Annotated in this window: 14 protein-coding genes and 2 pseudogenes; 8 read left to right on the plus strand and 8 right to left on the minus strand. The window is 43.0% G+C overall.

The features are described 5' to 3' along the window. Positions 1–129 precede the first annotated feature (129 nt). From AC0YNV_RS21800 to AC0YNV_RS21820, 5 genes and pseudogenes are all read right to left on the minus strand, one after another. Positions 130–468, minus strand: a complete 339-nt coding sequence (locus AC0YNV_RS21800) for a hypothetical protein (RefSeq protein WP_475770046.1) — start codon at positions 466–468, stop codon at positions 130–132. Between the two features lie 39 nt (positions 469–507). Then, a complete protein-coding gene (locus tag AC0YNV_RS21805) occupies positions 508–834 on the minus strand; it encodes a winged helix-turn-helix domain-containing protein (protein ID WP_475769892.1) in 327 nt (108 codons plus the stop codon). A gap of 1 nt (position 835) precedes the next feature. After that, positions 836–995 (minus strand): annotated as a pseudogene (locus AC0YNV_RS21810) (transposase); the annotation flags it as partial. Positions 996–1,101: 106 nt separating this feature from the next. Beyond that, positions 1,102–1,890 (minus strand): annotated as a pseudogene (locus tag AC0YNV_RS21815) (alpha/beta fold hydrolase); the annotation flags it as partial. 238 nt (positions 1,891–2,128) lie between these two features. After that, complete coding sequence (locus AC0YNV_RS21820; RefSeq protein WP_475769893.1) at positions 2,129–2,410, minus strand: hypothetical protein; 282 nt, start codon at positions 2,408–2,410, stop codon at positions 2,129–2,131. 422 nt (positions 2,411–2,832) lie between these two features. On the opposite strand from AC0YNV_RS21820, the gene AC0YNV_RS21825 reads away from it, so the two are divergent. From AC0YNV_RS21825 to AC0YNV_RS21840, 4 genes are all read left to right on the plus strand, one after another. Further along, a complete protein-coding gene (locus AC0YNV_RS21825) occupies positions 2,833–3,414 on the plus strand; it encodes a DUF4256 domain-containing protein (protein ID WP_475769894.1) in 582 nt (193 codons plus the stop codon). Between the two features lie 277 nt (positions 3,415–3,691). Further along, positions 3,692–4,639, plus strand: a complete 948-nt coding sequence (locus tag AC0YNV_RS21830) for a helix-turn-helix transcriptional regulator (RefSeq protein ID WP_475769895.1) — start codon at positions 3,692–3,694, stop codon at positions 4,637–4,639. 206 nt (positions 4,640–4,845) lie between these two features. Then, positions 4,846–5,250, plus strand: a complete 405-nt coding sequence (locus AC0YNV_RS21835) for a VOC family protein (RefSeq protein ID WP_475769896.1) — start codon at positions 4,846–4,848, stop codon at positions 5,248–5,250. A 319-nt stretch (positions 5,251–5,569) separates the two neighbouring features. Next, the gene (locus tag AC0YNV_RS21840; protein WP_475769897.1) at positions 5,570–6,139 is read left to right on the plus strand and encodes an SF0329 family protein; all 570 of its coding nucleotides are present in this window, start codon (positions 5,570–5,572) and stop codon (positions 6,137–6,139) included. Between the two features lie 455 nt (positions 6,140–6,594). On the opposite strand, the gene AC0YNV_RS21845 is transcribed toward AC0YNV_RS21840, so the two are convergent. Next, positions 6,595–7,335 (minus strand): alpha/beta fold hydrolase, encoded by a 741-nt coding sequence (locus AC0YNV_RS21845; protein ID WP_475769898.1) that lies wholly within the window; start codon positions 7,333–7,335, stop codon positions 6,595–6,597. Positions 7,336–7,801: 466 nt separating this feature from the next. Here AC0YNV_RS21845 and AC0YNV_RS21850 point away from each other — a divergent pair, with 466 nt between their 5' ends. Continuing rightward, positions 7,802–8,536 (plus strand): phosphotransferase family protein, encoded by a 735-nt coding sequence (locus tag AC0YNV_RS21850; RefSeq protein ID WP_475769899.1) that lies wholly within the window; start codon positions 7,802–7,804, stop codon positions 8,534–8,536. Positions 8,537–9,107: 571 nt separating this feature from the next. Then, entirely contained in the window at positions 9,108–10,229 is a 1,122-nt protein-coding gene (locus AC0YNV_RS21855; protein ID WP_475769900.1) for a helix-turn-helix domain-containing protein, read from the plus strand. Positions 10,230–10,344: 115 nt separating this feature from the next. Here AC0YNV_RS21855 and AC0YNV_RS21860 read toward each other — a convergent pair whose 3' ends face one another. Continuing rightward, positions 10,345–10,749, minus strand: coding sequence for a VOC family protein (locus AC0YNV_RS21860; RefSeq protein ID WP_475769901.1), 405 nt, complete (start codon positions 10,747–10,749; stop codon positions 10,345–10,347). A 420-nt stretch (positions 10,750–11,169) separates the two neighbouring features. Here AC0YNV_RS21860 and AC0YNV_RS21865 point away from each other — a divergent pair, with 420 nt between their 5' ends. Continuing rightward, positions 11,170–11,823, plus strand: coding sequence for a M48 family metallopeptidase (locus tag AC0YNV_RS21865; protein ID WP_475769902.1), 654 nt, complete (start codon positions 11,170–11,172; stop codon positions 11,821–11,823). Between the two features lie 26 nt (positions 11,824–11,849). After that, the gene (locus tag AC0YNV_RS21870; protein ID WP_475769903.1) at positions 11,850–12,326 is read left to right on the plus strand and encodes a GNAT family N-acetyltransferase; all 477 of its coding nucleotides are present in this window, start codon (positions 11,850–11,852) and stop codon (positions 12,324–12,326) included. Between the two features lie 541 nt (positions 12,327–12,867). Here the strand turns inward: AC0YNV_RS21870 and AC0YNV_RS21875 are convergent. Next, positions 12,868–13,245: a MerR family transcriptional regulator gene (locus AC0YNV_RS21875; RefSeq protein WP_475769904.1), complete on the minus strand. Its 378-nt coding sequence runs from the start codon at positions 13,243–13,245 to the stop codon at positions 12,868–12,870. Between the last annotated feature and the right edge of the window lie 44 nt (positions 13,246–13,289).

Here is a 13,289-nt window from a genome sequence, read left to right on the forward strand (position 1 = left end):
GTCGATATACATCGCTTAACCTACTGAAGCGAATACGCAAGGGAAAATGAACCACTCCGTTTCCCGCTTCAGCGGATAAAAGAGTGGTTCTATATGATATAACAACCTCCCCATATTAAGCCAAGGATGTCACTTGATATTCAAGGCTTGCTGAAATATTCGTTTAGCGAATTTTACGACCGTGCTCCGAGGCAGTAAACGCGGCAGCTGAGCCGTAATATAATTATTTCGTCCAACTATGATGTGGCTGCGATTCCTTTCTACCGCTTTAAATGCCGCGTTCACGACATCAATCGGTTCCATGCGCTTACTTTTCAAATTGTCCGAACCGGATACATCATGAAATGAGTGGATCGAATGCGTTTCTTGAAGTTCATTTGCAATTTGTTTGAGTTTATCCTCTGACCGGGAAACTAATATTAAGGTACATCCTTTTTTGGCAAGTTCGTTTGCGAAAATCTCCCCTATTCCGGATGATGCGCTTCAATGAACAGGATTCGATCGATTTCACCGTTCAGGAGTTTTTTTATATGCTTCGAACTTCTGTACGAATGCTTTCTGTTTCGCCGGGTCCGCCTTCGCCAAAGTGTATGTAGGCACCGTAAAACTAAGCTTCAAACGATAGAGCAATTCTCGGGATCCACGGTCCGAGTACATCACGCCAAATTCTCGTTCGATCCATTTCCGGATGATCGGTGAAGTCCAGTTCATTTTGGCGGGAAAGCCAACATCCGCAGGTGTCTGATTCACAATTGTTTGATAGACGAGTTGCTCTTGTTCGGCGTTCAGGAAAGGCCTTGCTCCAGATCGTTGTTCGTACGGGGTTGTTTCCATCGCGATAATCCCTGTATTTGAAGGTAACTTGTCCGTTTTTCATGCTGCAGATCCTCTGGTTGGAAATCGCAATTTTATGGGTATACCGTCCCAAATAAGCAAGAATGTTCCGGCCTGACGAAGGGAGGCTTGCAGTATACCACCCAACTTTTCTGGTACAACAATGAAACCTGTTTAAGTTAATGACATTTTGAAATTAAAGGGACTTTATTTTAGCGTGTATTCTAATTTTACCGATTTACTGTCAAACTCGGGTTCATTCAAAAGTTATTGAACAGAAAAAGGATCTTCTATCCCGGTATAGGGTTCGATAGGAAACTCCTCACCATTCAAAAATTTAACAATGGCATCAGTGTAAGTCTGCTGGTAGGGCTTAGTGATTACGTGTCCAAGCCCCTTAATTGGCAGTAGCCTGGAGTTCTGGAATGTATCCTGGAATTCACGGGTCTGCTCCCAGGCAATATAATCATACTGTCCACGAATGATTAAGACTTGTGTTGTATCCTTTTTCAAGGCTGGCCGCGGATCTGGGACTTTCTGAGAATCCAATGCCATTTTCACATTAACCCAGAAACCAAACCCTTCAGAAGGAGACACCTCATTCGTATCTGGATTCGGATTACTCGGTTCCATGTTAAGCATATCTACAAAACTTTCGTATAATCCATCGAGTGATTTTTCAGGCATCAAGACGTATAGACCTTGTGTGCCTCCCGCTTGAGAAATGATTTGAGCTAGGGTAAAGCGTAAATTTGCTGAAACTACTTCACTTTGATCCTTTTGTCCGGCTTCATTTAATTTAGGTCCAATATCACTGTTATTTCTAAGCCAGATACCTCCTGGGGACAGAAAGACAGCCTTCTCAACGTTAGGGTAAGCCGCCATGTAGTTTGCAGTCAAGGTTCCGCCCCAGGATTCACCGACTAAAATCACTTTATCCGCATTCAATTGTTTACGGATGGCTTCCAAATCCTGTACTTGTCTATCTACAGTATATTCATCTGGATTATGCCGACTGGAAAGGCCGGCACCGACTTGGTGGTAGTTGTATACGTCATACCCTTCTTGGCAAGGGCATTAGCATAATCATCGTTCTCCAAAGAGGGTGCGCCTGCGCCCCCATGAACGAGTAAAACGGGATATGGCTTATCCACATTCTCGGAGATATGTGTATACGCAATTCGTGAACCAGTGGATAAATCCCAGTAATGTACATTATCGCTCGGTTGCATTGGATTTGATTCGACAGGAGCATAAAGGAAACCGAACATGAGCGATGCGGACAAAAGTAGAGCTATTCCAGCAGAAAACATGGAGTATTTCCTGTTTGACCGTACCTGATTTCCCTTAACATTCGTCCGGTGAAATACCCACCTCCACCTGCAATGATAACAAGAATAACTATCCCGGCTACAAAAGCGATTATTCTATTCCCTGAACTTCCAGCAAAGTATATTGTCGCGACCATCGAAACGATCATTCCTACAATGCCAGATACGGTCAATAGAGCCCAAGCTGAAATTTTCTTAAAAATTGTTGGAGTAACTCCTTTTGTTATAGGGGTGATATCTCCCATCTTATCTTCCTACCTTCCTTATATGTGTGGTTGCAACTCTCTGTTGAGAAGCATTCTTGTTTTTGATTCTGCTCGAGACAATCGTTTTCTTACAATTCCAGTAATTTCCATGTAGAGTTATAATTTTACGATATACGACTCTGCTTTCATTGTCCAGAAAATTATTCCAACTATCTAATGCCGAATATATAGTTCACGATGCTCAATGGAAAATTATAAAAAACCTATTTCCACCGGACGAGAAACAAGGGGAAGACCTCCAAAGGACATTCGAATTATATCCTATGATGGGTTCATCGCGAACGTTTCGTTTGATTCGTTAAATATTTAATGTAAAATTGATGGAACAAGAAAGCCTTGGGCAAAAACCCGTTAGATCATACGTTCCCAATCTAAGTAAAAACAATAAGGGGGAAACTAACATGACCAAGAAAAGTGAAGTCAACAATAAACAAAAGTTGTCACCAGAACAACAAGAAGAACTACTCCGAGCATTGAAAACCCGTTTTGATAAATACATGAACCGCCATAAAAGTCTTGAATGGACAAAAATACTAATAAAGCTTGAAGCGAATATTGAAAAACTGTGGTCGCTCAATGAAATGGAAAGAACTGGCGGCGAACCGGATGTTGTAGGTCATGATAATGAGACAGGCGAATACATTATTTGTGATTGTTCAGCGGAGAGTCCCAAAGGCCGCAGAAGTGTTTGTTACGACCGTGAAGGGCTGGAGTCAAGGAAAGAACATAAACCCGAAAACAACGCGATTGATATGGCTGCTGCCATGGGCATTGAGCTTTTAACGGAAGAACAATACCGGGAGCTGCAGAAGCTTGGAAATTTCGATACGAAAACATCAAGTTGGGTGAAAACGCCTGCCAATATCAGAAAACTCGGCGGGGCCATCTTTTGTGATCGCCGCTACGATACTGTCTTTGTATACCACAATGGAGCCGATTCCTACTATGCTGCCAGGGGGTTCCGTGGCTCGCTAAGGGTCTGACTGATAGTGCCAACATTCTATATAATTGTAAAGAGCTTAAGCGGCCCAGGAGCTCGTCATATCAAGGTTTCAGCGGATTGCAACAGATAACATCCCAAGTCAGAATGTTTCAGGATACGGGGCATGTGGAATGCTTAATATTGATGGTTCGAAAATGAGATGTGACAGTATCACTCAAACTATTAGACTAACGAGCAGTTAAGGCAAATCGCGGTGAACCTTGCCACAAGTGATGGCAAGTTTTTGGTGACAGCATTAAGTTTCAAGGGGGCAGCCAATGAACAAAACAGACCGTTTATTAGCCATCGTGCTGGAGCTGCAAAGCAGAGAAGTGGTAAAGGGCGAAGATTTGGCGGACCTATTCGAAACCAGCGTGCGGACCATCTATCGTGACATTCAGGCACTTAGTGAAACGGGCGTACCGATTATAGGTGCCCCAGGCACAGGATATTCTTTGATGAAAGGCTATTTCCTGCCGCCGATCAGTTTCACGGTAGAAGAAGCCGTAACCTTGCTTATAGGAACGGACTTTATCGAGCAGCGATTTGATGATGAGTATCGTGTCAAGGCTCAAGCCGCTCGGAGGAAAATCGAGGCCATTCTATCGGAGAGCGTTCGCAATGAGACCTCTCGTGTGCGCAAGGCGCTGCGCTTGCTCACTCCCGGTAAACGGGTCGCGCTGTCAAAAGAAAGGGAATATTTCGAAAAAATCCGTCGAGCGATATTAGATGAACGAAAGATCAGATTTCATTATTCGAAAGGGATTGGGGATTCCAAGGGGAATCACCATAGTGATCGTACCGTCGCACCCTATGGCCTGGTACTCGTTGAAGGATCTTGGATGCTCGTGGCCCGTTGCGATCTACGCCAAGACATTCGCCATTTCCGTTTGTCCCGAATGACCGGACTTATCGATCTGGAAGAACGATTCGAACTACCGGCGCATTTTAACTTAAGGGAATATACCCCTCCGGATGATCGCCACTTGCTAGTTCGCCTTCGATTTAACCATGACATCGCTGATAAGGTGAAGGAATCGAACTATCATTACATGGAGGATATGGAAGAGCATCAAGATGGATTGCATGTGGTCTTACGCGTTCGTCAACTGGATGAATTGCTGCAATGGGTGCTTGGCTGGGGAGCGGGTGTGATCGTATTGGAACCTGAATCATTCCAAAATCGGATTCGTGAGGAAGCCCAAAAAATGCTAAAACGCTACTGACATAACGTTGTCAGTAGCGTTGTTTTATAATCGGGTATGTAAACATAAAGGGGTGGTGAGAATAAATGCGAAGTACGTCTTGCATCGGTTGGGGACATAGCCAATCTATTTTTTACAGCTACTATGCCCCTTAAGGAAGCTTCGCTGGTTCTGGCCCGCGATATGATACGATATTGTATCATTAATTATAGGAAGGATGATATCTTGTGAATTTCGCTTCTGTGCGCATCATTACCGACGACGTGGATCGTCTCGTCGAGTTCTATGAGAAAGTCATGGGTGCTTCGGCGGAGCGCCCCGCGCCCGTTTTTGCCGAACTCGTTGTGCCATCATGCACCCTGGCAATCGGCCACTCCCAGACGGCGCAACTATTCGGCGCTGGTTCCGTAGTGGCGGCCAACAATCACTCTGTCATCATCGAGTTCCGCGTCGACGATGTCGAAGCCGAATACGCGCGCTTAAAGCCATTTGTCGATGATTGGGTAAAGGAACCGACAACGATGCCGTGGGGGAACCGTTCTGTGCTTTTCCGCGATCCCGACGGCAACCTCGTTAACCTCTTCGAGCCGGTAACCGAGGAAGCGATCAAACGGTTCAGCGGTAGGCTTTGACGGACAGTTAAAGTGAGTGAGGCCTCAATTTAGGGAGTGGCACAACGATTCGTAAAATATATGGCCATCTAGTAGTTTAAATGGTCTAACAATAATTTCCCTATTCAACGATTCAAATGACAAACACCTATCTTCCTCCTCATCGGGAGGTTTTTTTCATGCGAACATATACTCAGAGATGGGGGTTCGAATTCAGAAGAAAATTGAGAAACGCAAGGTTGCTTGTATTTAGTATGATCGATGTGTTGGTTATTGTATTATGGATAATAGAGAGACTGCCTCTATAGAGGTTTTTATAATATGGAACATAGGAGGATACATGTCCTGGAGCAAATTGAAGCAACATCTGGAGAGTTTTCTCTGTCCTGCGTTATATGGAAGGGTCGAATACCGTTCAACCAGCTACCGTTATTTACCCGATAAAGCAGGACTTTGTTATATTACGGTAGATAAAAAGAACGTACTCAATATGAGTGATATATCTACCTTAATCAGATGGTATCAGACGGAGCTGGAAATTAAGAATGATTCAGATATCCAAATTCCTATCAACAATGAAGAAATTGAAGCGGTCAGAAAAGATACCAAGGGAATAGTTCCGGAGGATCGTCTAAAAGTAATGGCAAGAAGTAGAAAAATATCAGAATATGCAAAGGAGCTTTTGTCAGCACAGTCATCATTAAGTAAATCAAATTTTATCGTTGTAGCTAATAAGTTTTTATCCACTTCTATAGAGGAAAGCATAGAGAGCAATGATATCTTATTGAATATTCTAGCTTTGGTGGACAGACGAGTTGGAAAAAAGCGAATTTTAAACATGACAGAGAAGATGAAGTTAAAGCATCCAATTGTGCAGTATTTTTATAAACTACGGCTTAGTACGTTATGAAAATAAATAACTCATTCACCTCCAATCTGGAGGTTTTTTCATGCCAGTTAGCGCTCATTTGAGACGTTTCCTGTACCGTGCTTTGATCGAACGACCAATGTGGTGAATGGCAGCTCCATGCTGCTCACCGAATTATTCGGTGAATTGGCGATTTGGACCATATTGCCGCTTGGCTCCGGGTTGACGGTTTTGATATTGCCAGGCACGCACGCACAGCAATGGGCGTTGCAGCCACGCCTCTGAATTGCCCGGTGGTGATCGCGGCGGAGCTTGCGCTGCGCTAATAATATTCAGGAGGATGAGGGAACGCCGTATCCTGCGACATTCCCTTCTCATACAAATAATGGCCGGTCGCTCTGATTATTCAGAGCAGCCGGCTTTTTGCGCTGCAGCGGATTCGATCGGGCTGACCGGGGGGCAGCCAGCCGCTGTACGATCATACCCGGCGCCGTTACCTACTCGTTTGAAGTGTGGGCTATATGGTTCAAATGAGAGGTTAGAACTTCCGGCTGCGAGAAGAACGGCGAGTGAGCCGTATCCATGATGATGACTTCTTTGCAAGGAGACTGGGCGTACATTTGTCTTTGCAAACCAATCGAGATCGCTTTATCTTTGAGGGTTTCAATATATACCCGGGGAATCGATCCGAAATTATCGTCCGTTAGATGGACAGGCGTGATGAAAGGCCCCATCGGATCAGGGCAAATCCTTTCTTTGGCAAAAAGTACATCCTCATCTGAGCAATCGTCATAAAAGCTCGTCTTGACGAAATCTCCGTTGAGTGACATGTATGTTTGATCGTCGCTAAGCACAACGGCAGAAGGCGTATCGGAAGTTGTATCTCTTTGCTCACTTTGAGCGATTTGAAGTACGGTCTGCTCATTTTTTGGAAGATATGCGCATAGATACACAAGCGTTTGAATTTTTTCCGGGCGGTACTCGGCTGTCTGGGAGATGGCGTGTCCACCCGAGCTGTGCCCTACCAAAATTACCTTTTCAGACTCGTTGTCTAAAACGCTGCAAAGGCGGTCCGTGTAGTCTTTAAAGGTAACCTCTTGTACCGGTGTTGTATCTAACCCATGTCCAGGCAAGTCTATGGCGATGACTCGATGACCTGCATTTTGCAGCGAAGGGGTAATTTTATCCCAGCACCATGCTCCGTGCCATGATCCATGAACCAATACGAAAGTACTCATGAAACAGTAATCCCCTTCCAATAATAAACATATTTTATGCTTATATAATTTAATCCGAATTTAACATTAAAAGAATTTAATTTTATTGTCAATAAGACGGCGATGGTTTGCACCATATGGTTCTATTTACCATATTTAATAAATAAATCGTAAGATCTAGAAAAACGGGCTTATCCTATTCCCGAAGCTGCCCGATGGAGCAGCATATAGGGTTTAAGCGTCCCTTACATTTGCTTATCCTATGTGTTGGAACTGCCTCTTCAACAAACGTGGAGGAGGTTGCTGTACAGGTGAGGGATATAAGCAGGATGCTTGTTTTTTCTTTAGGGAAAGTTTGGTAATCTTATAGAGATCCCGATAACTGGACTCTGAGGCATTATGAATAATAGACGATGGGACGATGTGAAACTCAGAAGAGAATCTTATATTACCTACCATTAATGCTATTAAAGGCAGGGTGACATGAATGAAATATGGAAGAATAATGGGTGAAGGCAATACGGCAACTGTATATGAATGGGAAGAAGGTACAGTGCTTAAGCTTTTCGTTCAGGGCTATCCAAAAAATGCGGTAGAAAGAGAGTTTCAAAACGCAAAGGCAATTAATGATATGAACTTTGCAAAGCCAAAGGCCTATGAAATTATTAGCTGTGAAGAGCGAACGGGTATTGTCTATGACAGAGTGGAGGGCGAATCCCTGCGGGATTGGGTTTTGAAAACAGGCGACCTTCAGGGCTGTGCAGAATATATGGCGAGGCTGCATAAAACAATCGTTCAGAACAATGCCCGCAATGTACCGGATTACAAGGAATTTTTAAGATCCAATATATTAAACGCGCAATCGCTTAATTCAATGGAACAGGAAGGAGCATTAGCATTCCTGGATAATTTGAAAGAAGGAAAAACGCTTTGTCATGGAGATTTTCATCCGGGAAATATATTGCTGTCTAATGGGGATACCGTGGTGATAGACTTCATGAATATATGCCGCGGAGATTTTTTGTACGATGTTGCAAGAACTGTTTTTTTGGTGGAATATACGCCTGTACCTGCAGAAGCGAATGATCGGGAAACCCTTCTGCAGTTTAAGAAAACATTGGCAGACTTATATCTGATCGAAATGAATGTTACCCGGGAAATGATCCAGGATTATTTATCCGTCATTATTGCGGCCAGAGCGGGTGAATGTCCCGACGAATAAGGTCGGGTTTTTCTAAGAAGCGGTTCTATAGAGCCTGTCCAAAGAAGAAATATTAGAAAACCGCCTTTTGGTGAATGGCGAGCAGATTTACGGCAACAACATATACCATGTATTCTGGTCAATCGTACAGACATGAAGGACGTATTGGAGAAAAACCAAGATCATGTCCTTCATGTTTGGAAAACAACTTATCGACTATTGACTTCATTACCTGTCCGCCCGCTGTAGGTTAGTGTATGGTGAATAATGTTAGGGGAAACGGCTTAAGCCTATGATAGTAAGACTTTCAGCGGTACGGATTGCGATAGCGTCATGACGCAGGCTGCCGACGAACGGCAGCCTTCGCTGCAGCATTACCGCAGGCGGCTTAAATAAAGTGTTATAAGACATTGAACTGGCATGCGGACGAAGATTCTGTCGGGCAGCAAAAGACCCCGTTGAACCAGTTCAATGGGGTAATTTTAATATTGAGTATTCTGTATCCATTCAGGTTTTAAAAATTAAATAAGCAATAATCCCTTGCTGGCTTTTTCCATCAGACATGAGAAAATCTACATAAGGAGAAGATGTTATGAATATTGGTGAAAAGCTAAAGGCAAGAAGGAAAAAGGCAGGATTTACCCAGGAAGAAATAGCAGAAAAGATGAATATTACAAGACAAACGCTGTCCAATTGGGAAGTCGGTAAAAACTATCCTGACATTGATTCCATTATTAAGTTAAGCCATATTTATGAGCTCTCCTTAGACGAATTGCTGTTAGGAAAAATCTTTTTTAAAGGAGCGTTTCCAATGATAAAGAAGTTAACTGAGGTGGAAATTGGGGCTTTGATCAAAAAGCATTATCCCGCTGCATTAAATATTAAAGAGCTCCACGGCGGGCTGGTTTCACAAACCTACTCCTTTCAGGAAGGCGAAAATCGCTTGATTTTCCAGGCAGGAAATAGCCTGGAAGCATATGAAAAAGAAAAATGGATCGATAAAAATATTCATACCATTCTCCCGGTGCGCAAAGTGTTAGAGGTACAAGTGACTGGGAACGAGCTTGTTTACTCCTTTTCAAAATTTATAGAAGGAAACAAATTGTTTGATTTAAACAGTCAAGAGTTACTTGATATTGTTCCTGCCGTAATAAAAACCTTGGAAGCTCTGGAAAAAGTTGATGTGACTGATTCAGAAGGATATGGACGTTTTGACAAAACGGGACATGCGACTTATCCCTCGTGGTTAGATTTTATTAAGGCAGTCTATAACGATAATATTTATAATTGGTCGGCCTTGGAGAGTAATGGATTAGACTCGGAAGTAGTAAAAAATGCCATTCAGGAACTAAAGGCTCATATTAGCAGTGTCACATTGAGGGAAAAAAATATGGTTCATGGGGATCTGGGCTCATTCAACCTGTTGGCAAAAGACGATCAAATTTCAGGAATTATAGATTGGAGTCTTGCGTTATATGGAGACCATCTGTATGACAAGGCAAATATCTTGTTCTGGAATGAAGATAAGCTTCAGCCGCTTGTTCAACAAATTACTCAACGGTATATTGCGTCTCCCGAGTCCAAAGAACGAATCTATTGCTATATGCTCCGCATTGGATTAGAAGAAATCTACAATACCGTGATTCTTAAAGAAGTAGGCTATGACATTGAATGGGTTGCAAATCGATTGCAAAAAATTATGGACAATGATTAACACAATGTACAAGATGGAGGGAAAAGTGATTTTCAAGGTGGTTGAAGATCCTATTCATGAAAAAAAGCCCTCCCCGATATTATTTTCGGGGCGGGCTTTTGCGCTTGCTTTTATTTCAGGCAGTCGGTCCCGCGGTGGTGATCATCCACATGATGCCGTATTTGTCTTCGATTTGTCCGAACAAGGCTCCCCAGAACGCCGGCTCAAGCGGGCACTTCACATTGCCGCCCTCAGCCAGTTTATCGAAGGCTTCGCGGGCTTCGGTTTCTGTTGCAAACTCGAGACTCAAATTTATGGCGTTTCCCCGAATAATCGGCTCAAATACGGAATCGGACATTAAGAAGTTAATTCCTCCTGCCATCAGACTCAAGTTAACGACTTTGTCCTGGAGCTCTTCCCTTGCTTCAGGAAGCTGCCCATGCGTCATAACGGACATAATCTCTCCACCGAGCGCATGAGTGTAGAACTCAGCTTGAGCTCTTGCGTCCTCCGACATAATATAAGTGGTGTGTTTTGCCATCTCATAACTTCCTTTCATCCCTTGGTTTGTGGACTGTCTTGTCAGCCTCTATGAAGACAACGTATGAGATAGGATAAAATCGACAGATTCCAAAAAAAAAATTAAAATAACCGGGAATATGTTGTTCCCAGTGCGGGGCGATCAACTAGCTTGACGAACAGATGGAGCAGTACGACCAGACGTCGGAGGCAATTCCGCGTTTCCGCTTAATTTGCCTCCTAACAAAAGAGGGTTCATCCATGCGAATGCCGCTCGCAGAATGGGGGAACTGGGCGAACGAATCCGGGAAGCTTATCAAACCTTCCTCCCAGCCTGCCACTCCGCCGATATAAGCCTGCCTAAACAGAATATGTCTTGATATAATAGGGGAAAGAGAAAAAGGGAAACATGAGAAATAACCCTACAGGAACGATGGTGATTATGAAGATTGATTTTGAAGCTCATACAATCGAATTTAATGTTCAATATGGAAGCAGAGAAAAGATTTCGATTCAAATCGATTCTTTGGGCCACATAACCGTTAGGGCTCCTAATCATACAGGTGATGAAATAATTATGAGGGCTGTGGAACATCATGGGCGAAGGATTTTGGATAAATTACAATCCATTGCGAAGGCTCGGGATACCTCCGGGATAAGAGATTATCAAGACAACGGGAAGTTCCTGCATCTTGGCAAATATTATTTTCTTCACGAGCTAATAGAGACCGGGGATTTAAATGAAGATGAGCTTAAAAGCAGTTTGAAGAAATTCTATTTCGCAAGCTGCAAGAAGATTGTGGGGGAACGGATCAAAATATATCAGGCACAGCTGAAAGTAAAACCCAAAACCATGGAGGTCGTCGAATCTAAAACCAAGTGGGGAAGCTGCAGCTCGGATAAAAAATTAACCTTTAATTATCGTTTGGCCATGGCTCCAATTGAAGTTATCGATTATGTGATCATCCATGAGCTGTGTCATCTCACGCATATGAATCATGATCGTTCATTCTGGCGGCGGGTAGGAAGCGTGATGCCGGATTATAAGGAAAAGGAAGAGTATCTGGCCAGGCACGGGCATAATATGACACTTTAAAACAAAACAGCAAAGGGAGTTCACAAATGCCAACCATTAGCGCAAAACCATTTGATCCAGACATGCAGAACCTGTTAAGCGAATTGAAATCCGGCTATCATGCAGGAGAATTGAGCAAGAAAGACAAGTCGGATTTACCGGAAGACATCTATATCATTGAAGCGGATACCACTATGGTCGGGTACGGTGTGGTATGGGAATACGATAACGGGAAACAGTTAATCCGCAAGGCGGAAAAGGATTATTTTAATGATGATGAAAAGTACCTGGAAAGAGACTTCTATATTGATATCAAAAACAGAACCCATTTTATATTTATTGAAGCGTTGGATGTTCTGAAGGAATTTGAAGGCAAGGGATATGCCGCTTTTTTTATAAATTGGCTTAAAGAGAAGTATTCCAATAAAAAAATGTACGTATATACGCTGGATAAATCGCGGAACTTCTGGTTTAAACAGGGGTTTGAGGTTTTGGGAGATACAGTATGGATGACATATAATTGAATGGGTAATGATGGATATATTTGATTATATATAGAAATTTATGAAATCTAACTCCCACAGCCTTTGGGCTGATCAAGGATTTTCGAGGGAGCAAATTCAGCCGGACACATCCGAGAAATAAACTCTGAAAATGGCAGGTTGGGAATGATGGCGATCCACGTAGGATTCAAAGCTAACTTCGCGGGAAGAGCAAGCAACGAATGCTTTCAATTCTCCTTGAGAGAGGGCTGGATTTAAAAATTAAGGATGACTTAGAACAATATAGCTCGAATTCTTGGACCCGAGGCTGCCACTTTCAGTCAGGAAGCTGGCTTGAGGGGATAGTGCTCACCGGGTGTGAGGGTTCAAATCCGTCCGACCGCATAATAAGAAAAACCCTTATGTATCAAGGGTTTTTCCCTTTTTAAGGCTTTTGTCGGCGTGATGAATTCGTGAATGATCCAGCACAATCACTTAGTCTTCCCCGTGAATGACATGACCCGTTTCGTAATCAATCGGCGCAAATAGTTTGGCTCCTTGATGCTGGCCATAAGTGGCTGCATCAGCTTTGTTCATTTATATGGTTGCACTTTGTTTGAAACTTTGCCTTGCCCTCCAGCAAATCATGTAAAAATGTTTTCGACGTTTCCAGACTCGCCTGAAGGTCTTCTATATGCTGAATTTTACCCGTAACAATGTGTTTCTTTTCCTCATAAGCAGCCTCGTTTTCATTCATTAGGGAACTCAATTCTTGAATCGTAAAACCTACTAATAACAATGTTTTCAGATCGTCAAGTAAATCAATAACTTCTTCATGATATACCCGGTAGTTATTCTCATCTCTAGTTACTAGCGGAACCGGAATCAACTTTTTGCGCTCATAAAATCGCAAGGTGGAGATCGGCAACCCTGTTAGTTTTGAAATCTCATTAGCTTTCATATGTCTCTCCCTTCTCATGTGATTATCCTATAACAATACTAAGG

Source organism: Paenibacillus sp. JT31N11 (genome assembly GCF_056269285.1).